This window comes from Hyphococcus aureus, assembly GCF_042643165.1.
Lineage (GTDB): Bacteria > Pseudomonadota > Alphaproteobacteria > Caulobacterales > Parvularculaceae > Hyphococcus > Hyphococcus aureus.
This window is the reverse complement of sequence record NZ_JBHRSH010000001.1, coordinates 1789316-1815591: the sequence shown is the minus strand read 5'-3', so window position 1 is coordinate 1815591 and position 26276 is coordinate 1789316. Positions and strand designations below refer to the sequence as shown.

Below are 26276 nucleotides of genomic sequence, written 5' to 3'. Positions count from 1 at the left end.
GATGTCCCATTGTTCTCTTGCAAAACATGACCTGCAATTTAAGGGCTAGAGCTCCAGACGCAGCCCGATCAAGGCGCTGTATGTCCGATAAGCCGACTCGACTTCATCCGCATTAGGAAACGAAGCATCGACATAATGGTCATCGCTGACGAAATAGGCCGCCGCCACATCCGCATATAGACCTTCGCGCAGCTGCAGAGCGACGCCAAGCTTGCCCTGCCACGATTTCTCGACATATCGCTGTTCCGGAAATCCGAAACCCTCATAGCGGGCTTCGGTTGCAATCGCTTCGACCGAAGCGTGATTAAAGCCCCCGCCCAGGGCCGCGTAAGGACTGATCGGACGATCAACGCCAAAAGGGTGATAATAGACATTCACCAGCCACGCCCATGCGCGAAAATAGCCTTCCGTATCGATGGGCGGGACACCGATGACATCCGATCCCCGGCGCGAAACGGAAAGCTCCGCCCTCCACCGTTCCTGATAGCGCACGCCGGCGGCAAGAACGCCGCCATAACCATTGTCAAAAATGAATTCATTGGCGTCGGCGTTTTCGAGCGTCGTCCTCACCGCGATATAAGGCGCAAAATCTTTTTCTTGCGCCATCGCCGCGGACGGCGCCGCCATTATGGGTGCAAAAGCGCATGCCATCAGTCGCCGAAGCCCCGTCACACCATTCCCCGCTCTTCGTTTTCGCCCAATGCTTCACACAAAGACACCGGCCAGCTTAAGATATTTCGCAACGGTCCTTATAACGCGCCCGCACCAAAGACGTCCGGCGTAGCACGGCCTCATTTAGCCTAAAATGTTTAGAAATTAGCATTTTTTGCCATTTTTTGTTTTTGGGGAAACATTTTGCGATTTGGGGCCCTTTTTAGATGCTGCGCCGCAATATTTTCTTGCACAGCCTCCGAATCTTAACGCAGACTATGGCGACACGACGGCGTGAAGGTTTTGCGCCGGCCGAAGTCTGTCGCGGAAAAAACAAAACAGGGGCTTAATGACCATGAGCGCAGAAGCCGTCCTTAGACGCATCAAGGACGAAAAAATCAAATTCGTCGACCTTCGTTTCACCGATCCCAAAGGCAAATGGCAGCATGTGACCTTCGACGAATCGCTCGTCGATGCGGACCTTATGTCCGAAGGCACCATGTTCGATGGCTCATCCATCGCCGGCTGGAAGGCGATCAATGAGTCTGACATGATCCTGATGCCGGATCCGGCGACAGCCATGATGGACCCATTCTTCGCGCAGCCGACCTTGTCGATCACCTGCGATATTCTCGAACCCTCAACCGGCCAGCCTTATAACCGCGATCCGCGCACCACGGCGAAAGCGGCTGAAGCATACCTGAAATCTTCAGGCGTCGGCGATACGGCGTTTTTCGGTCCGGAAGCGGAGTTCTTCGTTTTTGACGATGTCCGCTGGTCCACCGAACAAAACAATATGGGCTACGCCGTGGACAGCGTCGAAGGCCCCTACAATACGTCGACCGATTTCGAAGGCGGCAATCTCGGCCACCGTCCGGGGCCCAAAGGCGGCTATTTCCCGGTGCCGCCGATCGATAGCTGTCAGGACATGCGTTCTGAAATGCTGGCGCTGATGGGCGAAATGGGGCTGGAGCCTGAAAAGCACCACCACGAAGTCGCGCCGTCGCAGCATGAACTCGGGATGAAATTCTCGACACTGACGGTCATGGCCGACCGGCTGCAAATCTACAAATATATCGTGCATCAGGTTGCGGCAGGTTACGGCAAAACCGCGACCTTCATGCCGAAGCCGATCTTTGGCGATAACGGTTCCGGCATGCACGTCCACCAGTCGATCTGGAAAGGCGGGCAGCCGACTTTCGCCGGCAACAAATATGCGGACCTGTCCGATACTTGCCTGTATTACATTGGCGGCATCATCAAACACGCGCGGGCGCTTAACGCCTTCACCAACCCGCTCACCAATTCCTACAAGCGTCTGGTGCCGGGCTATGAAGCGCCGGTCCTGCTCGCTTATTCAGCGCGCAACCGCTCAGCCTCCATCCGTATCCCTTGGGTTTCCTCGCCGAAAGGCAAGCGTCTTGAAACACGCTTCCCCGATCCGGGCGCGAACCCCTATCTCGCCTTCTCCGCGCTCTTGATGGCGGGCCTTGACGGCATCGAAAACAAGATCCATCCGGGCGACCCGATGGACAAGGATCTTTACGATCTGCCGCCTGAAGAGCTGAAAGACATTCCGACGGTCTGCGGTTCTCTTCGTGAAGCGCTTGACGCGCTCGACCAAGACCGCGCCTTCCTGAAAAAAGGCAACGTCTTCAACGACGATCAAATCGACGCTTATATCGACCTCAAAATGGAAGACGTCCTTCGCTTCGAAACGACGCCGCACCCGGTCGAATTTTCCATGTATTATTCCGTCTGATATTCATCAGACAAACGTCAATATGCGGGGTCCCGAGAGGGACCCCGTTTTTTATGCGCAGATTTTGCCGCTTGCCTGCTGAGCGCCGCGACCGCTGAACCGTCGAGGGGTTTGCGCACAGCCGCCGCAAATTTCTCATGATAAAGCGGGTGCTCAGTGCCCATGAGGCGGTCCCACCAGGTGAAATAGAGACCGTAATTCCAGCCGGCCTGTGCATGGTGCAAGTCGTGGTGAGTAACGCTCGTCATCCAGTCGAAAAGAGGCCGTCCATCGCGGCGGCTCGGGAACAACTCATAACCGCAATGGCCAATGGCGTTGCGCAGGATCATATGCACAAGAAACAGGATGATCGCCTGCACAGAGGTCGGCATGAGAAACAGGATCAGCGGCAAATAGGCGGCGTTGATCGCAGCTTCCGCCATGTCAAAGGAATAAGCTGTCCAGGGTGACGGGTTATGCGACTTGTGATGCGTGCGGTGAACGCGGCGGAAAAGCCGCGGATGGTGGATGAGCCTGTGCGTCCAGTAGAACCAGGCGTCGTGAGCGACGATCAGCATGACCAGCGTAAACGCAAAATACCCCCAGCCGCGCTCTGCAATGACATAATAAGTATCGAGCCAACCGGCTCTGGCCGCCATGACGGAGGCGACGCCAGACAGCGTGAAGATCAGCGTCGTGCGCATGGAGATCGCGAACTCCCGCCGCATCTGCCCGGGCTTCGGCGAGGAAGGCCTGATCTTGCGGCCCGCCAACCGGCTGGCGAAGAGCACATTCACCATCAGAAAAACGCCGCCCGCCCCCAACAGATAACGGGCGAAATCATTAGGCAGGATATGCAGAAAAATGCCTATAGCGGCGGTCATCGGGTCGGCGGCGGCGATCAGGCTGGCTTGGTCTTCCACGTCTTTCTCCATGATTTGCGATGGACGAAAGATGGCGAAAGACGCGCCAAACCTCTCCGCAAATCCAGAAAACATGCGGCTTTTTCAAAAATGATCAGGAATTTTCGGAACTGACCAGCGCGCTTCCAAGCGCCGATTTGCGATATTCCGTCGGCGTCTGACCGGTCGCCTGTTTGAAAGCGCGGTTAAAGGGCGCGATGGAGCCGTAGCCGAGATCAAGCGCGATCTGCAGGATCTGTTTTCTGGCGTTTTCGCCATCAGCAAGCTGCGCCTTGGCGTCCTCAATGCGGCGGGCGTTGAGAAATGAAGAGAAGTTCCGGAAGCCAAGGGCGCCGTTGATCAGCTTTCTGAGTTGGTGCTCGGGGACACCGACTTTTTCAGCCAACCCCGCCACAGTCAGCCCCTCCTCGCGATAGACGCCGTCGTCCATTAACGCCAATAGCCGGTCATAGGCTGGCTGGTCCGCGGCGGGCACGCTCGTCGTTTGCGCCGCCCAGCCTGTTTCTCCCGCCAGCGCTGCTGGAGGGTCTGCGAAAAGAGCGGCACGCGGACGCAGAAGCCATGCGCCGAAAATCAGGTTGAGGACACAGATTGCAATCGCATGCAGCATGCGCAGCGTGTCGGGCAACAAATAATTGCGCTCGATGGTTTCGGCGCTGGCGATGAGCAGCCCGAAGACGCCCACGGTCACGGCGATTGCAAAACGGAAGCGACGGCGCGGCGTGACAAGATCATCGGCGGCGTCAACAAGCGCGAGACGCAGCGCATCCAGAAAAATGAGCGCATTGAGGCCGATATGACTGTACCAGAGCGCTTTCTCGAGCACGCCCGGCGGCGCAACAATATGGCCGATATGCAAGAACGGGATCATCACCGCCGGAGCGATCCGCCACCAGCGCCAGCGAAAATCATCGTCGAACAGCGCTGCGGCGAACCACCAGAAAAAAATCGTGCCGTAGATCGCAATAAACGAAACCGGAATAAGCGCCGGCCCGAACAGCGCGCGCGAAGCTTCTCCCGAAAGGAGAACATAAACACCGGTTGAAAAGATAAACAGCGCGCCAAGACGGCGAACCTGCGCGCCCTCTCCGCCCCTCAAGGCAAATACAAAAGCGAGCAGGAAAGAGGTGCCGGCGCCCGCCCCCCGCAACGCCGTTTCCAGTATGTCCGCAAGGTCAAACATCGCGGTCGGACGCTGGCCGCAACCCCTTAATATGTCAACGCAAAACGGGACGATGCGAATGCCGGGCGGGCCGGCTTGACGGAAGTCATTTTTTATGTAACCAATACGTTACATATGATAAACACCAAAGATATGGACGCCGTTTTTCAGGCGCTCGCCCATGAAAGCCGAAGGCGCATGCTCGACATCGTCAAAGAAGAACCGGGAATTGGCGTTGGCGCGCTCGCCAGCGAATTCGATGTCAGCCGCATCGCGGTGATGAAGCATCTAAACGTGCTCGAAGATGCGAACCTCATCATCTCGGAAAAAGACGGCCGCACGCGCAAACTCTATTTCAACGCGGCGCCGATCCAGATGATCCATGAACGCTGGACGACACAGTACAGCGCCTATTGGGCGGGACAGGTCACCCGGCTCAAATATCTCGCCGAGGCGCGACATGAAACCGAAACGGCGAACAAGAAAAAGGGGACCGGCAAATGAACGGCAATAAAAGATATATCGATAAACAGTTCTACCGCGTTGTGATCGAGGCGCCGATCGAAACGGTCTGGTCGGAACTCGTCAATACAAAATCGCCGCGGCCGTTTTTCTGGAATGCGCGCTGGGATACGAAAGCTGGGATGGCTAAAGGCGCCCGGTACCGCATGGCGTCCAATGACGACAAAGTCGTGGCGGTCATCGGCGACATCATCGAGATGGACCCGCCAAACAAACTGGTCACGAGTTTCCAGCTCACCTCCCTGCCTGACCCGGCGTCCACGGTCACTTATCTTCTGAAAGAAGTCGATGGCGGCACGGAGTTCTCCCTTGTCACCGAACATATCGTCGCCGGCTCCAGGAGCGAAAAATCCATGGACAAGGGCGCCAAATTCATTGTCGAAAATTTCAAGGCTTATGTGGAAACAGGCAAGGTCACCTTTGGCGCACGCATGATGAACGCGCTTTACGGACTGATGGCGCCGATGACGCCGAAGCCTATGCGCGCGGAAAACTGGCCGCTAGATTAAGGGAGAGAAGACATGGCCAAATCACCGGAAGAAATGGCGAACGCCATGATCGCCAATATGAAAGAGAAGACCGGCAAAACGCTGGATCAATGGATCGCAGTCGCCAAAAAATCAGGAGAGGAAAAACATGGCCAGATCGTCAAGCATCTGAAAGCAGAGTACGGCCTCACCCATGGCTTTGCTAATCTCGTCGCGCATAAATTTCTGAAGAGCGACGCAGGCAGCGCCGAAGGCGGTGATGGCGCACTTGTCGATGCGCAATATGCAGGCGCCAAAGCGGATCTAAAACCGATTTATGACGCACTCATCAAGTGCGTTTCATCTTTCGGAAAAGATGTCGAGATCGCCCCCAAGAAAACCTATGTCAGCCTTCGCCGCAATAAACAGTTTGCGCTTATCCAGCCATCGACCAAAACCCGCGTCGATCTCGGTATCAATTTCAAAGACGAACCGGCCAAGGACCGTCTTGAAAAATCGGGGAGCTTCAACGCCATGGTCTCTCATCGCGTCAAGCTCGAAAAACCCGGCGACGTCGACAAGGACGTCAAAGCCTGGCTCAAAAAAGCGTATTCACAAGCGTAAAAATACAAATGGGAGATTATGTATGTCTGCAACAAAAACGACATGGCCCTTGTGGTTCAAAATAGCCGTGGGCGCCGCAGTTTTGTGGTCACTCGCTGGCGTCGGCGCCTATATCGGCGATGTTACCATGAGCGAGGAAACGCTTGCCGGTATGCCGGAGGCGCAGCGCGCGCTTTATGAGACGCGGCCAGGCTGGGTTGTGGGCGCTTACGCCATTGCGGTTTTCGCCGCGCTGGCAGGCGCAATCCTTCTGGTCTTGCACAACAAGCTTGCAACGCCGCTTCTGGGCGTTTCGCTCCTCGCTGTAATCGTCCAGATGGGTTTCGTTCTTTTCGGCATGAACGCCATCGCAACGCTTGGCGCTTCCGCCGCTGTTTTTCCGGTGGTTATTGTCATTCTCGGCGCCGCGATGCTGTGGCTCTCCATGACCGGCGCGAGCCGCGGCTGGATCGGCTGACGCGAACTGCGGTTTGCTCTTGCGTGTAAGGACTCCTCGTCCGACCATAGCACCCATGAGCGGAGAGCCCTCTATCCTCACCGAGACTGACGGGCCGGTGTTGATCGTCACGATCAACCGGCCCGATCGGCGCAACGCCGTCGACAGCGCGACCGCGAAGGATCTTTTCGAAACATTCAAAGAGTTCGACGCCAATAAAAATCTTTCCGTCGCGATCCTGACCGGCGCGGGAGGCAACTTTTGCGCCGGCGCCGATCTCAAAGCGCTCGCGTCCGGAGACCAGCGCGACCTCTCCACCGACAAGGCGGCGATGAACACACTCGCCCCGATGGGGCCGACGCGGTTGCGTTTTACAAAGCCGGTCATCGCGGCGGTCGAAGGCTACGCCGTTGCAGGTGGGATTGAACTTGCGCTCTGGTGCGATCTTCGGGTTGCCGCAGAAGGATGCGTGTTTGGCGTTTTCTGCCGCCGCTTTGGCGTGCCCCTGATTGATCTCGGCACGGTGCGCCTGCCGCGTCTTATCGGCCATTCACGGGCCATGGATCTGATTCTCACAGGACGCCCCGTCTCAGCGCAGGAAGCTTTCGATATCGGACTTGCCAATCGCATGGCGCCGAAAGGCGGCGCCCTCGCGGCAGCCAGAACGCTCGCCGGGGAAATCGCCGCCCTACCCCAGAAATGCCTGCGCAATGATCGCCAATCTGCGTTTGAGCAATGGGATCTTCCCGAAGAAGACGCCATGCGCAATGAAATGCGCCGCGGTCTTCAAACCATCGCCTCCGGCGAAACCGCATCCGGCGCAGCCGCCTTCACCGGCGGCGCGGGCCGCGGCGGCGCCAAGCGGGACTGACTTTTCCCCAGCACTTTGCGCGGCGGCCAGAACCGGGCTAGATCGTGCGGACTTTCCACCGCGCCCGAGAAGTAGCGAGTTCCCATGGCAAAACGCGCCGCCAAGAAGCAAGATTCCGACCTGTTCGGCGATTATTCCGCCAAGGACATCGAAGTCCTTGAGGGGCTGGAGCCGGTGCGCAAACGCCCGGGGATGTATATTGGCGGCACCGACGAAAAGGCGCTGCATCATCTCTTCGCTGAAGTCCTCGACAATTCCATGGACGAAGCGGTCGCCGGGCACGCGACACGCATCGAGGTGGAGCTGCATGAGGACGGCTATCTTTCCGTTGCGGATAATGGCCGCGGCATCCCCGTGGACCCGCACCCGAAATTCAAGAACAAGTCGGCGCTCGAAGTCATCATGACGACGCTGCATTCGGGCGGGAAGTTCGAGGGCAAGGCCTATGTCACCTCGGGCGGTCTGCACGGCGTCGGCGTTTCGGTGGTCAACGCCCTTTCCGATGATCTGATCGTCGAAGTCTGCCGCGCGCGCACCATGTTCCGCCAGTCCTACGCCGAGGGCCATCCGCGCTCCAAGCTCGAAAAAGTCGGCCCCGCGCCCAACAAGCGCGGCACCATGATCATGTTCCATCCGGACCCGAAAATTTTCGGGCCAGCCGCGAAGTTCAAACCGGCGCGCCTGTTCAAGATGGCGCGCTCGAAAGCCTATCTCTTCGGCGGCGTCGAAATCCGCTGGAAATGCGCACCCGCCCTGATCAAGGATGACACGCCGGCCGAAGCTGTTTTTCATTTCGAAAGGGGGCTTACGGACTATCTGAAAAGCCTCGCTGGATCGAAGCCGACCGTCACCGAGGACATCTTCTCCGGCCGGGTCGAGAAAAAAGACGATGGCGGCCACGGCAATGTGGAATGGGCCGTCATCTGGGGCGCAGCCGGTTTCGGCGAGGCCGATGGCTTTGTTCATTCCTATTGCAACACCGTGCCGACGCCCGAAGGCGGCACCCATGAAGCGGGGCTTCGCGCTGCGCTGACCAAGGGGCTCAAAGGCTACGCGGAACTCGCCGGCGTGAAACGCGCGTCCAACATCACCGCCGAAGACGTGCTCGGCACGGCGGGCGCCCTCCTCTCGGTCTTTGTGCGCAACCCGGAATTTCAGGGCCAGACCAAGGACAAGCTCGCCACGGCCGAGGCCCAGCGCATCGTTGAAAACACCGTGCGCCCGGCCTTTGACCACTGGCTCGCGTCGAACCCGAAACAGGCGGGCGCGCTTGTGGACTGGGTCGCGGACCGCGCCGATGAACGCATGCGCCGCCGCAAGGAAAAAGAAGTCAGCCGCGCCAACGCCACGCGCAAGCTCCGCCTACCCGGCAAGCTCGCCGATTGTTCTTCCGCCAATCGGTCGGGCACGGAGATTTTTCTGGTCGAGGGCGACTCGGCCGGCGGCTCGGCGAAACAGGCGCGCAACCGCGCGACACAGGCGATCCTTCCCCTGCGTGGTAAAATTCTCAATGTCGCCTCGGCGTCGCGCGACAAGATCATGGCGAACCAGGAAATCGCCGACATGGTGCAGGCGCTTGGCGCCGGGCTCGGCGCGAAATTCGACCTCGATAATCTGCGCTATGAAAAAGTCATCATCATGACCGACGCCGATGTGGACGGCGCTCATATCGCGGCGCTTCTCATCACCTTCTTCCATCAGGAAATGCCGGAGCTCATTCGCGCGGGCCGCCTTTACATGGCGCAACCGCCGCTGTTCCGCCTCTCCGCCGGAGGAAAGTCCGTATACGCCATGACTGAGGAAGAGCGCGAGAAGCTCCTCAAAACCGAGTTCAAGGCGAACCAGAAGGTGGAGGTGGGCCGCTTTAAAGGTCTCGGCGAAATGATGGCCGCGCAGCTTAAAGAGACCACCATGAACCCGGAGACCCGCACCCTCGCGCGCATCGTCATCGCCGAGGACAGCGAAGAAGCAAGCAGCGATCTCGTCAATCGGTTGATGGGCAAGAAACCCGAAGCGCGCTTCCAGTTCATTCAGGAAAACGCCGCCTTTGTGCGGGACGAGCTGGATATTTAGGCGCCTCCTTCCTTTATCAGCGCAACACCTCTCCTCCCCCATTTATGGGGGAGGTGGCAGACCGAGCGACAGCTCGGGATGACGGAGGGGGCTTTGTTGCCGCCTCAGCCCCCATCGCCTCGCTCCGCTCGGCACTTCCCCCGTAAACGGGGGAAGAGAATTCGCCTTCCGCCCTCTCGCGCCTTTTTTCGCCCCCGTCTTTATTGGGCTGCAGCCGAGTCTGGCGCCATTTGACATTTTCTGCTCGCGCCTCTTTGGCGCCAGAACCTGCGCATAAGCTACGCCAACATGGAAGCATTATACGGCCATTAGAAAAGTGGTGAAAAGTTATCCACGCCTTCTGAAATGGCCTTATACTACAGCCCGCCGCCGTTTGATTCGTCGACTTCCAGCGACTTTTCTAGGGCAAAGCGGCCAGTTCTGTTTGAAGTTTTCTTTGGAAAAGCGCACGTTTTAATAAGGGGCAAATTGGATATTAAGGCTCGTAAACGTGAAACTCGACCAGTTCTTCAAATCAGTTTTTCAGCGAAAGCAAAACTCTCCGAACCTCGACTTATCTGGCTTTTCTTCTGCTCTCATAATCGATACGAATTTTGTTTTTCACACGAAGCCGATTTCCGAATTGCCGTGGAAGGAAGTAGACCCCATTGGGCCGATTATTCTACTCGCGCTGCCACAGCTACTTTCTGAGGTCGATTCAAAAAAGAGAGATGGCCGCCTTGCAAAGAAGGCACGTCAGTTCAATCGCTATTTTGACAGTAGCGACGACGTAAACTTACCGATTGAATTGTGCAAATCCGCCCCGAAGGTTTATTTAATTGCGCCGCCTATAAGGGGAATAGATTGGTCGGGGATTTCAGACCTTGACCCAAAGCATCCAGATGACATTTTAGCTGCGCAAGCCCTAAATGTAGCTGCGACTGGCGACGTCGAGCCTACGTTTTTCGGTTTCGACAATCGGCCTTGTAATAGTGTGCGTAGACATGGCGGCAAAGCACTTCGCCCGCCAAATCACTGGCTACTTGATAGCGAACCTCACCCAAAGGACAAGCTGGTCCAGCAGCTAAAAGCTAGGGTAGCAGAATTAGAAAGTGACAAACCAAAGTTTGAAATCCAAATACACTTGGATATACCAAATGGTATTGAGATCCCTCAGGCACAAGCATTGAGTGACGAAGATAGGAAAAAATTTCAAAAGTATATTCTGAACGAGCTAAAGCCGCCTAGGACAGAATACGGCCCGCAATCATACCTCAATTCTGAAAATGACAAAATCCATCGCGACTTCATAGAGAGCGTGCCCCGTTTCTTGGACGCCTTTCCTAACTTCCTGTCGATGTTCTTTAGCCAATTCCTGTGCACGGTCTGCATCAAAAATATAGGCAAAGTAACAGCCGATAAATTCATCCTCGAAATTTTTGCTAACGAGTGCGAGGTTAGGGAGCAGTTCCTTTTTGGCTACCCAAACGGCCCATCCCCCCAATACAAGACAGGCTTCGACATGCCGGCCTTACAAAGGCCAAATTTTTCAATAGCTCCGCATGAGTTTGTGTTGTCTGAAGACTTAACCACGGAACGCTATATGAACTACCGCTGCCAAGACTTTCGTCATGATACTCAATACGAAATCCAATTATTCATGCTCTTGCGCGCCAGCTTTGGTACTCCTGCAAAAATAACGGTAAGAGCAACTTCAGCAAACGGCATTGGTGAAACTACCGAAAATATTCCTGTTGATTTTTCGATCGTTCATCCCCCAGCGAGAGAATTGTTTGACTTTGGTAATAGAAAGTTTTTGCGAGAATTCCCGCTTCAAGAGTTCTTGGGAAAACGGATAAGTGAGCACGATTTTTCTATACTTACCTATCCGGATTTTTGATCCGGCCCAAACTATGACTCACCTCCACGGGCGCCATGTGAAAATACACGGTGCGCTGAAAAACTTTTTATCAACTTGACATCAGTCAAAATTGGCGTATTCACCCCTCCCCACGCGTGATGGTCACGCGAAAAGGATGAATGAGATGAAACCGGCTTCAAATATGAGCCTTAGGAACGAGCAAAGCGTCGCGCTGCAATATCTGCAGCCCGAATACGCACGCGCGCTCGCCGATGAGGCGGTTACGGAGGGTTTCGTCCTGATGCGGTAGTTACATCCGCATATTCCGGAGACGGATGTTCGAACCCTCCAAGGCCCCGCCTCGGAGGGTTTTTTGTTGCCCGAAGAAAGGCTTAGCGAGTGGACGGCCAATCCGCATCGTCCTTCGAGACGCAAATTTTCCTTCATCCTGAGGGAACCGAAGGTTCGTCTCGAAGGACGAAGGAAAATTTGCTCCTCAGGATGAAGAGCAACGCGGATTAGCCGGCCGGAAGTTTAGCCCCGCCAACCACAGGAGGTTCTAATGGCGGAAGATGTAAATTTTGACGTGATGGAAACCGGCGGCGCGCCGGTGAAAGCCTGGGTGCGCGGCGTTCCCGTGGAGGATAGCGCGCGGATGCAGCTCGCCAATGTGGCGCGCCTGCCCTTCATCCACTCACACGTCGCGGCGATGCCCGATGTTCACTTCGGGCGCGGCGCAACCGTCGGCTCGGTGATCGCCACAAAGGGCGCCATCATTCCCGCTGCGGTCGGCGTCGACATCGGCTGCGGGATGATGGCGTTGAGGACAACTGTCACCGCCGATCAGTTGCCGGACGATCTGTCGATGATCCGCTCGGACATCGAACGCTCGGTGCCCCATGGCGGCGTCGGCAAGAAAGGCGGCTGGATGAAAGGCGTGCCGAACGCGATCGCCTCGCGTTTCGTCGACTCCGGTCTCGCCGATCGCCTGACGGTGATCGAGGACAAGCACCGCAAAATTCGCGGCGCGAACCACGTGATCCATCTCGGCTCGCTCGGCACGGGCAACCACTTCATCGAGCTTTGTCTTGATGAGGAAAATCGCCTCTGGGTGATGCTTCACTCAGGCTCTCGCGGGATCGGCAACCGGATCGGGACGTATTTTATCGAACGCGCCCGTGAAGAGCTGATCAAGCGCGGTTACGGCGTGCCCGATAAAGACCTCGCCTGGTTCGAGGAAGGCGAAGAGCTTTTCACGGACTATGTGGAGGCCGTCCACTGGGCGCAGGACTTCGCGCGGGAAAACCGCGAGGCGATGATGGAGCGCGTGCTGGCGTCGCTGCGTTACCGCCTTCCGAAAAAGGTCGGGAAGTTCCGCATCGAAAGGCGCGCCGTCAACTGCCACCACAATTATGTGGCGCGTGAACGGCATTTCGGCGCGGATGTCTGGGTGACCCGCAAAGGCGCAGTGCGCGCCGGCGAAGGCGAGCTTGGCATCATTCCGGGATCGATGGGGGCGAAGTCCTACATCGTCTCCGGGCGCGGGAACGAACAGTCTTTCTGTTCGTGCTCGCACGGCGCGGGCCGCAAGATGAGCCGGACGGCGGCGAAGCAAACCTTCACGCTCGCCGACCACCGCGCGGCGACCGAAGGCGTTGAATGCCGGAAGGACCGCGGCGTCATCGACGAAACGCCCGGCGCCTATAAGGACATTGACGCCGTCATGGCCGCGCAAACCGACCTCGTCGAGGTCGTGCACACGCTGAAGCAGATCGTGTGCGTCAAGGGATAGGGTGAGACGGAATCCGCCGTCTCCCCTCAACGGGGACCGGCGGCGAATGCAGGGGGCCGCCGGTCCCAACGATTTTGGAGATTTGAAAATGAAACTCTGGCGGCCCGTCGGGCGGAATGAACTGGACAAGATCGAAGCTTCCGGCATGCGCGAGTTTCCTCCTCGTTTGCCGGAGCAGCCCATCTTCTATCCGGTGCTCACTTTTGAGTATGCAGAGAAGATTGCACGGGACTGGAATTCGGTGCGGCAGAACCACGACCATGTTGGTTATGTCGTCGCATTCGAGATCAATGATTCTTATGCTGCGCGATTCCCTGTTCAGATCGCGGGTGGTTCAGAGTGCAAAGAACTCTGGGTTCCCGCGGACGAATTGGGCGCCTTCAACAAGCACATTATCGGTAAAATTGAAGTTGTCGCCCGGTACGACAAAGGCAAGCGCGTTCATAGCACCTGAAACGCTGTCAAGGCGCTTGCCATCCTCTCCCCGCGCCCCATATTTCGCCCCATGAACATCGCATTCATCATCCTAGCCGCCGCCGCCGGCCTTTTCATCGGCGGGCGCTGGGCGTTGCAGCGCCGCAAGACGGAAGCGCTGCTCGCCGCGCCTCTGCCGGGCGCGTTCCGCCAGATCCTGCGGGCGCGCGTGCCGGTCTACAACGCGCTGCCTCATGACTTACGCAAGCGCCTCGACGGGCTGATCAATCGTTTTCTTGCGGAGAAAAAGTTTTACGGCGCGCAAGGATTTGAAATCACCGATGAGGTGCGCGTCGTGATCGCGGCGCAAGCGTGCCTGTTGATCGTCAACAAGGAAAACCGCTGGTACAATACGCTCCACACCATTCATGTGTACCCCGCCGTTTTTACAAGCCAGATGCGGCGCGCCGAAGGCAATGTGATGATGGAGCACCGGCCCGTCCGCTCCGGCGAGAGCTGGGCGCGCGGACCGGTCATCCTGTCATGGGATCAGGCGGCTTATGGCGCCTTTGCGGCCCATGACGGGCATAATGTGGTGATGCATGAATTCGCGCATCAGCTCGACAATGAAACCGGCGTCACCGACGGCTCGCCCCTGCTCGACAAGGATCAAAGCGCGTCCCGCTGGGCGCGCGTGTTTCAGGACGCCTACGAACGATTACGCGAAGATGCGAGCGCCGGCCGAGGCAACGTCCTCGACGCCTATGGCGCCACCAACCCGGCGGAGTTTTTCGCCGTCGCGACGGAAGTTTTTTTCGAACGCCCGCGCGATCTGCGTGAGGCGGAACCCGATCTTTATGACGAGCTTAGCGCTTATTACCGGCTCGATCCGGCGGATTGGTTTTAACTTAAATATGCAGCGCGTGACCTAAGGTGCGCAGCGCCGCTTCCTGAAACGCTTCGCCGAGCGTTGGATGCGCGTGAATCGTGCCGGCAATGTCTTCAAGCGTCGCGCCCATTTCGATGGCGAGACCGAAGGCGGTCGAAAGTTCAGAGACGCCTTTGCCGACGGCCTGCACACCCAGCACCAGATTATTGTCCGCGCGCGCGACGATACGGATGAAGCCGTCTTCGGCCTCCATGGACATGGCGCGGCCATTGGCGCTGAACGGAAAGTTCTGAACCTTCACCTCGCCTTGCGCTTTCGCTTCCTCCGGCGAGAGGCCCACGGAAGCGATTTCCGGATCGGTGAAACAGACGGCGGGGATCGCCCGCTTGTCCCAGCGGCGGTTATGGCCCGCGATGATCTCCGCGACCATTTCTCCTTGCGCCATGGCGCGGTGCGCCAGCATGGGCTCGCCGGTGACGTCGCCAATGGCGTAAACGCCGCTCATGGAGGTTCTGCACTGATCGTCGATCTGGATGAACTTGCCTACCATATCGAGCACAAGTTTCTCGCGGCCCCAGCCTTCGGTCTTCGGCGCACGGCCCACCGTGACGAGAATTTTTTCCGCTTTCACCGTTTCCGCCTCACCCTTCGCCGTTTCGATATCGAGCCCCTTTTTCGACGCGCCCTTGGCTTTTGCGCCGAGCAACACTTCGACACCGAGGCGCTTCAATGTTTTCTCGACGGGGCGCGTCAGTTCCTTGTCGTAAAGCGGCAGGATCTTGTCCATCGCTTCCACGACGGTGACTTTGGTTCCGAGTTTTGCGAAGGCGATCCCAAGTTCAAGACCGATATAGCCCGCGCCGACAACGGCAAGCGTTTTCGGCGGCGCAGACAGGGCCAGCGCTTCAGTCGAGGAAATAACATTCTCGCCAAACTTCAGGAACGGCAGCTCCACAGGAACCGAGCCCGTGGCGATGATGATGTTCTCCGCGCGGATGCGGTAGGTGTCATCGCCGCCTTTTACATCGACGGTCTTGCCGTCGATGAACGTCGCCCAACCATTGATGGCGCGCACCTTGTTTTTCTTTAGAAGTCCGCCGACGCCGGTCGTCAGACGTTTGACGATGCCGTCTTTCCATGCGACGGTTTTTTTGAAATCGATTTCCGGTTTCCCGGCCTTGACGCCAATGGCGCTGTCGCCCGCAAAATGCGCCGCCTTCTCGAATTCGTCGGCGGCGTGAATGATCGCCTTCGACGGGATGCAGCCGACATTGAGGCATGTTCCGCCGTGATAGGCGCCCTCGACAATCACCGTATCAAGGCCGAGCTGGCCCGCGCGGATCGCCGCGATGTAACCGCCGGGCCCGGCGCCGATGACGAGCACTTTGCAGGAAATGTCTTGCATCATCTCTTCTCTAACTATCTTCATGATTTTCTGGAAGGCGCTGAACTTTCAGCACTTCATCATGAATATCCAGCGCATGGGTGATTTCAGCTTCACCTTCGTCGTCATATAGCACCGTTAAACCTATGAATGACTCACCTGCCCTTAGGATCGATTCAACACTGTTGATTTTATAGGAAACTTTCATTGCGGAATTTAACGGAACTAAAATCGACATTCCGACTTCTATAACTCCCTCTTCGATTGTGCCGAAAAAGACCAACCATTTTCTGGATGGGAGAGTGAACGTATCGAAAGCCCGGAACAGTGGCACGTCAGCTCTCAATAAAGATCATCGCAGGCGTTTCGAGGAGCGCTTTCAAACGCTGCACGAACACCGCCGCGTCCCAACCGTCGATCACGCGATGATCGAAGCTGGAGGAAAGGTTCATCACCTTGCGCGGCATGAACTCGGTTCCATTCCAGCGCGGCAGGGTCTGCATCTTGTTGACGCCGACAATGGCGACTTCCGGGTGGTTGATCACCGGCGTCGTCACGATGCCGCCCATGGCGCCGAGCGAGGTAATCGTAATCGTCGATCCCGAAAGCTCATCGCGCGACGCCTTGCCGTCTTTGGCCGCCTCTGACAGACGCGCCATTTCCGCTGCGCAATCCCACAGGTCGCGCGCTTCGGCGTGTCTGACGACCGGCACCATGAGGCCGTTCGGCGTTTGCGCCGCAATGCCGATATGCACGCCGCCATGTTGGCGAATGACGCCCGCCTCATCGTCATAGATGGCGTTCAGATGCGGCTGTTCCGAAATCGCCTTCACCATGGCGCGCATCAGAAACGGCAGGATCGTCAGTTTCGGTCGGCCTTCCTTGCGTGACTTGTTCAGTTCGGCGCGCAGATCCTCAAGCGCCGTGACGTCAACTTCATCCACATAGGTGATGGGAACGATGCGATTGTTCGCCGCTTCCATCTTTTCCGCGATCTTGCGGCGCAGACCTATGACAGGAATGTCTTTCACTGACGTGTTGCGCCGCAATCCGGCGCCGGGCGCTGATGCGGTTTGTCCGTCGCTATTGAAAAACGCGTCGAGATCTTCATGGGTGATGCGGCCCGCGGGACCGGTTCCCGGCACGCGGCGCAGATCGACGCCGGCGTCGGCGGCGCGCTTACGGACGGCGGGAGACGCCAGCGGTTTTTCGCCTTCTGCGCGAGGCACAGCGGATTTGGCGGATGCAACCGAAGCAGTTGAAGCTGCGGCGACGCTGTTTGCCGCGCCATTTGCGCTTCCGTTTGTCTTCGGTTTTTCCGTTTTCTGCGCAGGCTTTTCAGCAGGCTTTGCTTTCGCCTTCTTTTCTTCTTTTTTCTTTTCCGGCTTCGCTTCAGCAGGCGCCGCTTCGCCCGGCTTCACATTGCCGGCGCCGTCGACTTCGAGGCGCACCAGCGGCGATCCAACGGCGAGCACTTCGCCAATCTCGCCGCCGCGCCAGATAATCTTGCCTTCGACCGGCGACGGGATCTCCACTGTCGCCTTGTCGGTCATCACCGAAGCGATGACTTCGTCCTCACGCACATTGGCGCCAATCTCAGCGAGCCATTCCACAAGCTCGGCTTCCGCCACGCCTTCCCCCACATCGGGAAGCTTGATGACATGTTCCCCCATCAGGCGGCCTCCATCACTTTTTTCAGCGCATCGCCGACGCGCTTGGGTCCGGGAAAATAATCCCACTCATGGGCATGAGGATAAGGCAGATCATAGCCCGTCACGCGAATGACTGGCGCTTCGAGATGATAAAAACAGTTTTCAGCGACGATGGCCGCGAGTTCCGCGCCATAACCGCAAGTGCGCGTCGCCTCGTGGACAATCACGCACCGACCGGTTTTCCGAACAGACTCTTCAATCGCTTCCATGTCGAGCGGCAGGAGCGTGCGCAAGTCGATAATCTCCGCATCGACGCCGGTTTCCTGCGCCGCGGTTTCCGCGACATGAACCATGGTGCCATAGACCAGCACCGTCACATCCGAACCTTCGCGTCGGATCGCCGCTTTGCCCAGCGGCACGGTGTAATGATCATCGGGAACCTCGCCGAGTTCATGCTTCGACCATGGCGTCACCGGCCGGTCGTGATGGCCGTCGAAAGGTCCGTTATAAAGCCGCTTCGGCTCCAGGAACATCACCGGATCATCGTCTTCAATCGAAGCGAGGAGCAAGCCCTTCGCATCATAGGGGTTCGACGGGATCACCGTTTTAATGCCCGAGACATGCGCAAAGACGGCTTCCGGGCTTTGACTATGGGTCTGGCCGCCGAAAATCCCGCCGCCCGTCGGCATGCGCACGACCATCGGCACCGTGAAATCATTATTGGAGCGATAGCGGATGCGCGCCGCCTCCGACACAATCTGGTCGTAACCGGGATAGACATAGTCCGCGAACTGAATTTCGACGCAGGGGCGAATGCCGTAAGCGGCCATCCCTACGGCAGCGCCGACAATGCCGGTTTCGCTGATCGGCGTGTCGAAGCAGCGATGGCGGCCGTATTTTTCCTGCAAGCCTTGCGTGCAGCGAAAGACGCCGCCGAAAAAGCCCACATCCTCGCCAAAGACGACGACATTGTCATCGCGGCCCATGGCGGTGTCCATGGCGCTGCGGATCGCCTGAATCATGGTCATGCGCGACATCGTTTAAAACCCCGCTTCCTGACGCTGACGGCGAAGATGCAGCGGCATTTCCTTATAGACATCGTCAAACATACTGGCCGAGGAAGAATGCGGCCCGTCATGAAGCGTGCCGTTCTTTTCCGCCTGCTTTTGCGCCTCGGCGACTTGCGCCTCCAGCATTTCCTTCATCTGGTGATGCTGCGCATCGGACCAGACGCCGCGCTTGATGAGATGGTCTTTCAACCGCTCCACCGGATCGCCCAGCGGCCATGACGTGGATTCTTCTTTTGCGCGATAGGCGGAAGGATCGTCCGATGTCGAGTGCGCGCCAATGCGATAGGTGACATGCTCAATCAGCGTCGGCCCCAGTCCCCTGCGCGCACGCTCAGCGGCCCATTTGGCGACAGCGTAAACCGCGAGATAGTCATTGCCGTCAACGCGCAGGGACGGAATGCCGAAGCCGAGCCCACGCGACGCAAAGGTCGCGGCGCCGCCGCGCGCAATCCCCTGAAAGGTTGAGATCGCCCACTGATTGTTGACGATGTTCAACACCACGGGCGCGCGATAGGTGGAGGCAAAGACGAGCCCGGCGTGAAAATCATTCTCGGCCGTCGATCCCTCGCCGATCCAGGAGGTGGCGATTTTTGTGTCGCCCTTGATCGCCGACGCCATCGCCCAGCCGACGCCCTGCATAAACTGGGTCGCCAGATTGCCGGAGATGGTGAAGAAGCCATGCTCCTTCGAAGAATACATGATCGGCAATTGCCGGCCCATGAGCGGGTCGGCGGCGTTGGAGTAAATCTGGTTGATCATGTCGACCATGGGATAATCAGTCGACAAGAGCAGACCCTGCTGGCGATAGGTCGGAAAATTCATATCGCCCGGCTTCAGCACCTTTGAGAAGGCGCAGGCGATCGCCTCTTCCCCGAGGCACTGCATGTAGAAGCTGGTCTTGCCCTGACGCTGGGCCATGGTCATGCGCACATCGAAAGCGCGCACACGCAACATATCCTCAAGACCCTCTTTCAACTGGGCGTCGTCGAGCATGTCCGCCCACGGGCCAACCGCCTCGCCTTCCCGGTTCATGACGCGGATGATCGTGTAAGCGAGATCGCGAATCTCGCCCGCATCCACATCCACTGGCGGCATTATCGCGGCGCCGGCCTGAGGGATCGGGACATTGGAAAAATCCGGCTTGTCGCCGGGGCGGAATTCAGGCTCTGGAACGTATAACGATAGCGGCGGGGTGTCGCTCATCCGTCTCTCCGGTTTCCTCCCGCCCATCATACGCAACCCAAATGGACGGTTCGTTTACGCCAATCTTAAAGGCTTGTTTTCCGGGCGGTTTACCGCGCCGGGCATGAACCGCGCAATGGTGACGGAGCACTATGGCGAAAAAGAGCGCTGACGCGTTTCTTCCCAGGATTTCAAGGTTGAATCTGCCACCCCTCCCGGCGCGCGTAGCAGAAGATGCATCACATCTTTACCAGCCGCCGCCGCCGCCGCCTCCTCCTCCGCCGCCGGAAAAGCCGCCGCCGCTCGATCCCGATGAGGAGGAGCTTTGCGGCAATGCGCTCGAAACGCCCGATGACATGCCCGCCATCAGCGCTTTGTTAACGCCATGGATGGAGCCGTAATGGCGCCCATGCATATTGGCCCAGCGCGGCTCATAATTGCGCGCTTCTTCCGGGATCAGTTTTTCAAAATGACGCGTCCATGGTTCTTCGACGCCGAGGGCAGCGGCATAGGGAAGAAACCGTTCATAGCGCTCCACAGTCATGGGCGGCGGCGCATCGCTGCCCGGTTTGACGGCGTTAAGCTGCAATTTTTCCGCCGTTTTCAGATAAAGGCGAAAGCCCTCGATCTCCGTACGCACAGCCTGGCCGCGCTCCGTCGGCGCCGGAAGGAAATAGGAAAAGACAGCGCTTAAAATCGCGAGCGCCCCCACCGCCACGCCATGCCAGAGCGTCCAGCCAACGGAGAGGTTAGCGGCAAGCACGACGGCGATGATGGTAAGGACGACGCCCAGAATCAGGAAGCCGCGATTCCATTTGAAAAACGGTTTGCCGAAATCCTTGCCGACGTCTTTTTGAAACTGCCGGTATGCGCTGGTGAAAGACGCATCATAGTCATCGCCGAGGGTGAAGCTTTCCCGGCGGTTGAAAACGCTTTTCAGGAAACTTTCCTCTTCCGGCGCTATCGCCGTATCCACATAGTCTTCCTTCGTAAGTTTTGTTTTCTTCTTGTCTTTCGCATCGATCTTGATGCGGTATTTGACGGCGAGATTGAGCAATGTCGCGATGAGCGCCTGATGCCCGGCGAAACGGCGATGATAGATGTGGTGAACAGCGGCCGGCGACAGATCGTCCGGCGGCGCGTAACGCGGGAACACAGGCCCCTTCACCGGATCGCGGCCAACCCGGTTATAGGTGAAAAGATAGAAACCGGTCAGCAGCGAGATCGCAGCAGCGAGGATCAGCGCCGAAGCATTGCGCCGCAGCCACTCCGCGCGAAGATCAGCGGCGGAAGGCGGATCGACAACACCCTTTTCAAAACCGACAGCAACCGTCAGGCCTTGCTGGTAAGAAAGCGGCGCTGTGGTGGTGAAAACATGCGCGCCGTTCTCGTAGGCATATGCGTAGTTGCGCTCCACATCACCGAGCGCGCCGGTATAAGCCGCCGTCGAGATGGCGCCTGCGCCGCCTGGCAAACGCATAACCGCCCGCGCCTGCTCAATCGGAAAATTCCAGTAATTGCCGGTGGCGTTCCAGTAGACCTCGTCATAGCCGTCGAAATATCGAACCTGGTTTTTGACCGCATATTCAATTTGATATTCATGGACGCCGTTATCGAGAAATATATCAGCGTCGCCAATGCGAATCCGGAAGGCGTTGCCTACACGCTCGATAGCGTATGGCTCGCGTCTTCCGTCACGTTCTACGCTTTTCACATCATAGCTATAGGGCAGATCGGCGCCGTTCTTTTTATAGGTGCGCGGCAGGTCGCGGAAAATTCCACGGCGTATCTGGGCGCCTTCCGATGTGACATTGATGGTTTCCGAGACAATGATGTCGCCGTTCTTCAGGACCGTAATATCAACGTCAAACTCGTTGATCTGCTCCGCAGCACCGGCAAAGACGGGCCATAACAACGCAAACAGCGCGATCATGAGTGTGCGCAGGCTCATGCGCCAAGTCCCACGGAAGGAACCGCGCGGTCAGCCGTCTCAATCTCGAAATAATCGCGTTTTGAAAAACCCAGCGGCGCTGCAGCGATATTGACGGGAAAGCTTTCGATGAGCGTGTTCAGCTCGCGCACGGCGCCATTATAAAACCGCCGCGCCATTTCGATCTTGTCCTCAGTGTCCGCAAGCTCTTTCTGGAGTTCAAGAAAATTACCGCTGGCTTTGAGATCGGGATAATCCTCCGCGACGGCGATCATCCGGCGCACCGGCGCTGACAGCGCGCTTTCCGCCTCGCCCCGCGCCGCCGGATCGTCGCCCGCCGCCAGCGCGGCGTTGCGTTTTGCGATCACATCTTCGAAGAGCTGGCGCTCATGCGCCGCATAGCCTTTCACGGTCGTCACCAATTGCGGGATGAGATCGGCTCGGCGTTTCAGCTGTACGTCGATATCGGCCCAGCCATTATGGGTCATTTGCCGCTTTTGAACGAGAAGATTGTAGAGAACCGCCAGCGCAACAGCCAACAGGACAATCAGTCCAAGGACGATGAAACTCATATTCATGATAATCCCTCCCGCCTGAGCTTATATATAACCGCGTTTCAGGGAATTTTAAGGGCGCCGCGCGCTTATCCGTTCGCCAGTTTGGCCCATTCTTCTTCGGTCAGCACCGTAACGCCCAGCTCTTCGGCTTTTTTCAGCTTCGAGCCCGCCTTCAACCCCGCAACAAGATAGTCCGTCTTCGCCGAAATGGAGCCGGAGACTTTCGCGCCGAGGGTTTGCGCCCGCGCTTTCGCCTCGTCGCGGGTCATGGTTTCAAGTGTGCCTGTAAAAACCACTGTCTTGCCGGCGACGGCGCCGGATGCGTTCACCGTTTCAGCCTTTTCCGGCGTCACTTCTTCCAGCAAGCGATCGACCGCATCGCGATTGTGTTTCTCGTCAAAGAAATCGATGACCCCGCGCGCCACAAGGGCGCCGACGCCGTCAATGGAAAGCATGTCCTTATAGGCTTCGCTTTCCGGGTCATGAGCCTCGCGCGCGGCGACGTAAAATGATTGAAAATCGCCATAATGGCTCGCGAAAAGCCGCGCGTTTGTTTCACCCACATGGCGAATGCCAAGCGCGTTGATAAACCGCGCTGACGATATGGACCGGCGCTCATCAATGCCGTCGAACAAATTCTGAACGGATTTTTGATTGGTGGGCGGTTTTTCTTTTCCGGTCTTGTCCTTTTTCCGCTCGCCCTTGTCGTCGAGATCATAACGATGAAGGTCAATCTTTCCGGCTTCCTGCCGCTTGCGCAGGGTGAAAATATCCGCTGGCTCCTTGATGACGCCTTGTTCATGGAAGGCGGCGATCTGTTTTTCGCCCAGACCTTCGATGTCGAACGCCTGGCGCGAGACAAAGTGCTTCAACCGCTCCACCGCCTGCGCATCGCAGACAAGCCCGCCAGTGCAGCGCCGGTCCACATCCGCTTTGCCGGTATTGGGATTGACTTCGTTGACGGCGTGGCTGCCGCAGACCGGACAAAATTCAGGAAAGACAAATTTCTTCGCGCCTTTGGGCCGTTTGTCTTTCAGGACTTCAACGACTTGCGGAATAACATCGCCTGCGCGCTGGATCACCACCGTGTCGCCTGCGCGAATATCCTTCTCGTCGATGTAGTCAGCGTTGTGTAGGGTGGCGTTGGAAACAACCACGCCGCCGACCGTGACTGGCGCCAAGCGCGCCACCGGCGTCAGCTTGCCCGTTCGGCCCAACTGGATGTCGATTTTTTCAAGGATTGTCGTCGCTTTTTCCGCCGGGAATTTATGTGCGATGGCCCAGCGCGGCGCGCGGCCAACATAGTGGAGCCGCTCCTGAAGTGCGAGATCGTCGACCTTGTAGACAACGCCGTCAATGTCATAGCCTAGCGTCGCGCGCCGCATTTCAATCTCGCGATATTGCGCAATCATCTCTTCTATGGTGTCGCAGCGTTTCGTCAGGGGATTGATTTTGAAACCGAGCTTGCCCAGCCGCTCGATCGCTTTCCATTGCGTCGCAGCCAGAGGCTCGCTCAACTCTCCCCACGCATAAGCGAAAAAATGCAATGGCCGCGATGCGGTGATCGCCGCATCGAGCTGACGGAGCGAGCCCGCCGCCGCATTGCGCGGATTGGCGAATGGCTCCTCCCCCTCCGCTTCGAGCCGCGCATTCAGAGCTTCGAAATCCTCGTGGCTCATATAAATTTCACCGCGCACCTCAAGCACAGCCGGGGCGGCTTTGAGGCTTTGGGGAATGTCGGCGATGGTCAGCGCATTCGCGGTGACATTTTCACCCGTTTCGCCGTCGCCGCGGGTCGCCGCAATTTTCAATTCGCCATTTTCATAGCGCAGATTGAGGGACAGACCATCGATCTTCGGCTCTGCGGTGAAGCCGAGTTTTTCATTCTCATCGAGCCCCAGGAACCGGCGCACGCGCTTACCGAACTCGACGACATCTTCATCGCTGAAGGCGTTGTCGAGAGACAACATGGGAACAGCGTGTTTTGATTTTTCGAACTTGGTCGACGGCGCGGCGCCAACCTTGTCCGATGGGGAATCGTCGCGCTTCAGCTTCGGGAAGCGCTTTTCAACCAGCAGATTGCGCCGGCGCAGGGCGTCATATTGCGCGTCCGTGATTTCCGGTTTGTCATGCTCGTAATAGGCCTGGTCTGCGCGCGCGACTGTTTCGGCGAGCCGTTGCAGCTCCGCCGCCGCCTCTTCAGGCGAAAGTTTGTTCACGGGAATTGACGAAAAGTCTTCTGATTTTTTTTTCGCGGCCATGATCTGTCAGTTTCGGCGTTATGCGCGTTTGCGCGCCGGTGTTTTCTTTGTCGCTGCTTTTTTGGATGCAGCTTTTTTTGGCGCCGCCTGCGTCGCCGCACCCGGCGCCCCGAGAAGACGCCTTGCGGCGGCGCGCGCTTCGTCAGTCACTTCGGCGCCAGACAACATGCGCGCGATTTCTTCGATGCGGGTCTCGGGCTCGAGCGGCGTCACTTTGGTCAGCGTCGTTGATTTTGTCTGGGTCTTTTCAATCCGCCAATGAGCGCCTGCGCGCGCGGCCACCTGCGGACTGTGCGTGACCACCAGAACCTGCGCATCCGCAGCTAGGCGCGAAAGGCGCTCGCCCACGGCGTCAGCGACAGCGCCGCCGACCCCCGCATCCACTTCATCGAAAATAATGACGGTGCGGTTTTCCTTTGCGGCGAGCGCAGCTTTCATCGCCAGCACAAAACGCGACAGCTCGCCGCCCGACGCAATGGTTTTCAGCGGCCCCGCCGGCGCGCCCGGATTGGTCGCCACCATGAATTCAACGGCGTCATACCCCTCCGATGTGGGGTGACTTCCACTGGTCTCGATCCGGGTGGAAAACGCCGCCTTGCCGAGCTTCAATGGCGCGAGTTCTTTCATCACGGCGCTGTCGAGTTTCTTCGCCGCCGCTTGCCGGTCTTTTGACAGGGCCGCAGCCTCCTTGTCGAACGCGTCTTTTGTATTTTTTACACTCGTTTCGAGCGCTTCAAACGCCGCCTCGCCCAATTCCAGCTCTTCCAGCGCCTGGCGCGCCTTTTGAAGAAACCCGGCAAGCGCATCGGGCGTGACGCCATGTTTGCGGGCTTCGGCGCGGAGCGCGAACAACCGTTCTTCCACGCGATCAAGCTCATCAGGGTCGGCGCCGAAGCGGTCGATAGCGGCTTCAAGCGCGCCTCGCGCCTCCGCCGCCTCATTCAGCGCCGCATCCAGACGCGCCGCAGCAACCGTCAGCGGATTATCCGCACCTTGAATTTGCGCGCCGGCGCGTTCGATCCGGCGCAAGGCGGTCGCAAGTTTTGCATCGAAAGCGCCTTCGCCAATGGCGGTCATCGCGGCGTTCAGATCATCGGCGATCTTGTCGGAGGCCATCAATTCCGCACGGCGCCCGGCAAGCGCGGCTTCTTCATCCGCTTGCGGATCAAGCTTGCCGAGCCGGTCCACAACATGGCGCAGATAATCCGCCTCGCGCAAATTCGCATCACGCTCGCGCTTTTTTTCCTCGAGCGCCTCCACGGCGTCGCGCCAGCTTCGCCAGAGAGCGGAGACATTCGCCGCTTTTTTCTGCAAGCCGCCAAATTCGTCGAGCATGCCGCGATGGGCTGACGCGGTCAGCAATCCGCGCCCGTCATGTTGCCCGTGAATCTCGATCAGCGTTTCGCCGACACTGCGCAACATCGCGATCGACACTGGCTGATCATTGACGAAACCGCGCCCGCGCCCGTCCGCCGTCTGCACGCGCCTGAGAATGATTTGATCCTCACCGGTGTCGAGACCGTTTTCTTCCAGCACTTTCCAGACGGGATGGTTCGCCTGCGGCTCGAAGATCACGGAGACGACGCCCTGCTTGGCGCCCTGCCGCACCGCGCCGCGCTCGGCGCGCCCGCCGACGGCGAGCCCCAGCGCATCAAGCAAAATGGACTTGCCCGCCCCGGTTTCGCCCGTGAGCGCAGTCATGCCGGGCCCCAGCGCGAGGCGCGCCTGATCGATCAGCACGAAATCTTGAATATGAAGCGCGGTGAGCATTGCTAACGCGAGAACCCCTTCCGCGGGAAACGGCCCCGCGAACGACAAAGAAAGGATTTATCGCA

General features: G+C 57.9%; 24 protein-coding genes. 12 read left to right on the top strand and 12 right to left on the bottom strand.

The window, feature by feature from the left end; genetic code table 11:
• Positions 1-45: 45 nt before the first annotated feature.
• On the bottom strand, positions 46-651 hold the full coding sequence (locus tag ACFOOP_RS08905; protein ID WP_379881545.1) for an outer membrane beta-barrel protein: 606 nt from the start codon (positions 649-651) through the stop codon (positions 46-48).
• Positions 652-1006: 355 nt separating this feature from the next.
• Between ACFOOP_RS08905 and glnA the strand changes: the two genes are divergently transcribed.
• Positions 1007-2413, top strand: a complete 1407-nt coding sequence (gene glnA, locus ACFOOP_RS08900) for a type I glutamate--ammonia ligase (protein WP_379881544.1) — start codon at positions 1007-1009, stop codon at positions 2411-2413.
• Positions 2414-2430: 17 nt separating this feature from the next.
• Here the strand turns inward: glnA and ACFOOP_RS08895 are convergent, their stop codons facing one another.
• Both ACFOOP_RS08895 and ACFOOP_RS08890 read right to left on the bottom strand, forming a co-directional pair.
• Positions 2431-3390 carry a sterol desaturase family protein gene (locus ACFOOP_RS08895; RefSeq protein WP_379880560.1) on the bottom strand — a complete coding sequence of 320 codons (960 nt, stop codon included), beginning with the start codon at positions 3388-3390 and terminating at the stop codon, positions 2431-2433.
• A 19-nt stretch (positions 3391-3409) separates the two neighbouring features.
• Positions 3410-4498, bottom strand: a complete 1089-nt coding sequence (locus tag ACFOOP_RS08890; protein ID WP_379880559.1) for a helix-turn-helix domain-containing protein — start codon at positions 4496-4498, stop codon at positions 3410-3412.
• 114 nt (positions 4499-4612) lie between these two features.
• On the opposite strand from ACFOOP_RS08890, the gene ACFOOP_RS08885 reads away from it, so the two are divergent.
• From ACFOOP_RS08885 to ACFOOP_RS08835, 11 genes are all read left to right on the top strand, one after another.
• Positions 4613-4981 (top strand): ArsR/SmtB family transcription factor, encoded by a 369-nt coding sequence (locus tag ACFOOP_RS08885; RefSeq protein ID WP_379880558.1) that lies wholly within the window; start codon positions 4613-4615, stop codon positions 4979-4981.
• Positions 4978-5508 carry an SRPBCC domain-containing protein gene (locus ACFOOP_RS08880; RefSeq protein WP_379880557.1) on the top strand — a complete coding sequence of 177 codons (531 nt, stop codon included), beginning with the start codon at positions 4978-4980 and terminating at the stop codon, positions 5506-5508. The genes ACFOOP_RS08885 and ACFOOP_RS08880 overlap by 4 nt, the downstream gene beginning before the upstream one ends.
• 12 nt (positions 5509-5520) lie before the next feature.
• On the top strand, positions 5521-6090 hold the full coding sequence (locus ACFOOP_RS08875; RefSeq protein ID WP_379880556.1) for a DUF4287 domain-containing protein: 570 nt from the start codon (positions 5521-5523) through the stop codon (positions 6088-6090).
• Positions 6091-6112: 22 nt separating this feature from the next.
• On the top strand, positions 6113-6547 hold the full coding sequence (locus ACFOOP_RS08870) for a hypothetical protein (protein ID WP_379880555.1): 435 nt from the start codon (positions 6113-6115) through the stop codon (positions 6545-6547).
• A gap of 55 nt (positions 6548-6602) precedes the next feature.
• A complete protein-coding gene (locus ACFOOP_RS08865) occupies positions 6603-7397 on the top strand; it encodes a crotonase/enoyl-CoA hydratase family protein (protein ID WP_379880554.1) in 795 nt (264 codons plus the stop codon).
• A gap of 84 nt (positions 7398-7481) precedes the next feature.
• On the top strand, positions 7482-9470 hold the full coding sequence (gene parE, locus ACFOOP_RS08860; RefSeq protein WP_379880553.1) for a DNA topoisomerase IV subunit B: 1989 nt from the start codon (positions 7482-7484) through the stop codon (positions 9468-9470).
• A 490-nt stretch (positions 9471-9960) separates the two neighbouring features.
• Positions 9961-11349 carry a PIN domain-containing protein gene (locus tag ACFOOP_RS08855; protein ID WP_379880552.1) on the top strand — a complete coding sequence of 463 codons (1389 nt, stop codon included), beginning with the start codon at positions 9961-9963 and terminating at the stop codon, positions 11347-11349.
• A 145-nt stretch (positions 11350-11494) separates the two neighbouring features.
• Positions 11495-11620: a hypothetical protein gene (locus ACFOOP_RS08850; RefSeq protein WP_379880551.1), complete on the top strand. Its 126-nt coding sequence runs from the start codon at positions 11495-11497 to the stop codon at positions 11618-11620.
• 252 nt (positions 11621-11872) lie between these two features.
• Positions 11873-13102 (top strand): RtcB family protein, encoded by a 1230-nt coding sequence (locus ACFOOP_RS08845; RefSeq protein WP_379880550.1) that lies wholly within the window; start codon positions 11873-11875, stop codon positions 13100-13102.
• 88 nt (positions 13103-13190) lie between these two features.
• The gene (locus ACFOOP_RS08840; protein ID WP_379880549.1) at positions 13191-13556 is read left to right on the top strand and encodes a hypothetical protein; all 366 of its coding nucleotides are present in this window, start codon (positions 13191-13193) and stop codon (positions 13554-13556) included.
• A gap of 51 nt (positions 13557-13607) precedes the next feature.
• Positions 13608-14423 (top strand): M90 family metallopeptidase, encoded by an 816-nt coding sequence (locus tag ACFOOP_RS08835; RefSeq protein ID WP_379880548.1) that lies wholly within the window; start codon positions 13608-13610, stop codon positions 14421-14423.
• Between the two features lies 1 nt (position 14424).
• Here ACFOOP_RS08835 and lpdA read toward each other — a convergent pair whose 3' ends face one another.
• The 9 genes from lpdA to recN form a co-directional block, all read right to left on the bottom strand.
• Positions 14425-15810, bottom strand: coding sequence for a dihydrolipoyl dehydrogenase (gene lpdA, locus ACFOOP_RS08830; protein WP_379881543.1), 1386 nt, complete (start codon positions 15808-15810; stop codon positions 14425-14427).
• 10 nt (positions 15811-15820) lie between these two features.
• Positions 15821-16027, bottom strand: a complete 207-nt coding sequence (locus ACFOOP_RS08825; protein WP_379880547.1) for a hypothetical protein — start codon at positions 16025-16027, stop codon at positions 15821-15823.
• 97 nt (positions 16028-16124) lie between these two features.
• The gene (locus ACFOOP_RS08820) at positions 16125-17462 is read right to left on the bottom strand and encodes a dihydrolipoamide acetyltransferase family protein (protein WP_379880545.1); all 1338 of its coding nucleotides are present in this window, start codon (positions 17460-17462) and stop codon (positions 16125-16127) included.
• On the bottom strand, positions 17462-18478 hold the full coding sequence (locus ACFOOP_RS08815) for an alpha-ketoacid dehydrogenase subunit beta (RefSeq protein WP_379880543.1): 1017 nt from the start codon (positions 18476-18478) through the stop codon (positions 17462-17464). The genes ACFOOP_RS08820 and ACFOOP_RS08815 overlap by 1 nt, the downstream gene beginning before the upstream one ends.
• 3 nt (positions 18479-18481) lie before the next feature.
• On the bottom strand, positions 18482-19714 hold the full coding sequence (locus ACFOOP_RS08810) for a 3-methyl-2-oxobutanoate dehydrogenase (2-methylpropanoyl-transferring) subunit alpha (protein ID WP_379880542.1): 1233 nt from the start codon (positions 19712-19714) through the stop codon (positions 18482-18484).
• Positions 19715-19940: 226 nt separating this feature from the next.
• Positions 19941-21644: a DUF2207 domain-containing protein gene (locus ACFOOP_RS08805; RefSeq protein ID WP_379880541.1), complete on the bottom strand. Its 1704-nt coding sequence runs from the start codon at positions 21642-21644 to the stop codon at positions 19941-19943.
• The gene (locus tag ACFOOP_RS08800; protein WP_379880540.1) at positions 21641-22201 is read right to left on the bottom strand and encodes a LemA family protein; all 561 of its coding nucleotides are present in this window, start codon (positions 22199-22201) and stop codon (positions 21641-21643) included. The genes ACFOOP_RS08805 and ACFOOP_RS08800 overlap by 4 nt, the downstream gene beginning before the upstream one ends.
• A gap of 65 nt (positions 22202-22266) precedes the next feature.
• Positions 22267-24441, bottom strand: coding sequence for an NAD-dependent DNA ligase LigA (gene ligA / locus ACFOOP_RS08795; RefSeq protein WP_379880539.1), 2175 nt, complete (start codon positions 24439-24441; stop codon positions 22267-22269).
• Positions 24442-24459: 18 nt separating this feature from the next.
• Entirely contained in the window at positions 24460-26211 is a 1752-nt protein-coding gene (gene recN / locus ACFOOP_RS08790) for a DNA repair protein RecN (RefSeq protein ID WP_379880538.1), read from the bottom strand.
• Positions 26212-26276 lie beyond the last annotated feature (65 nt).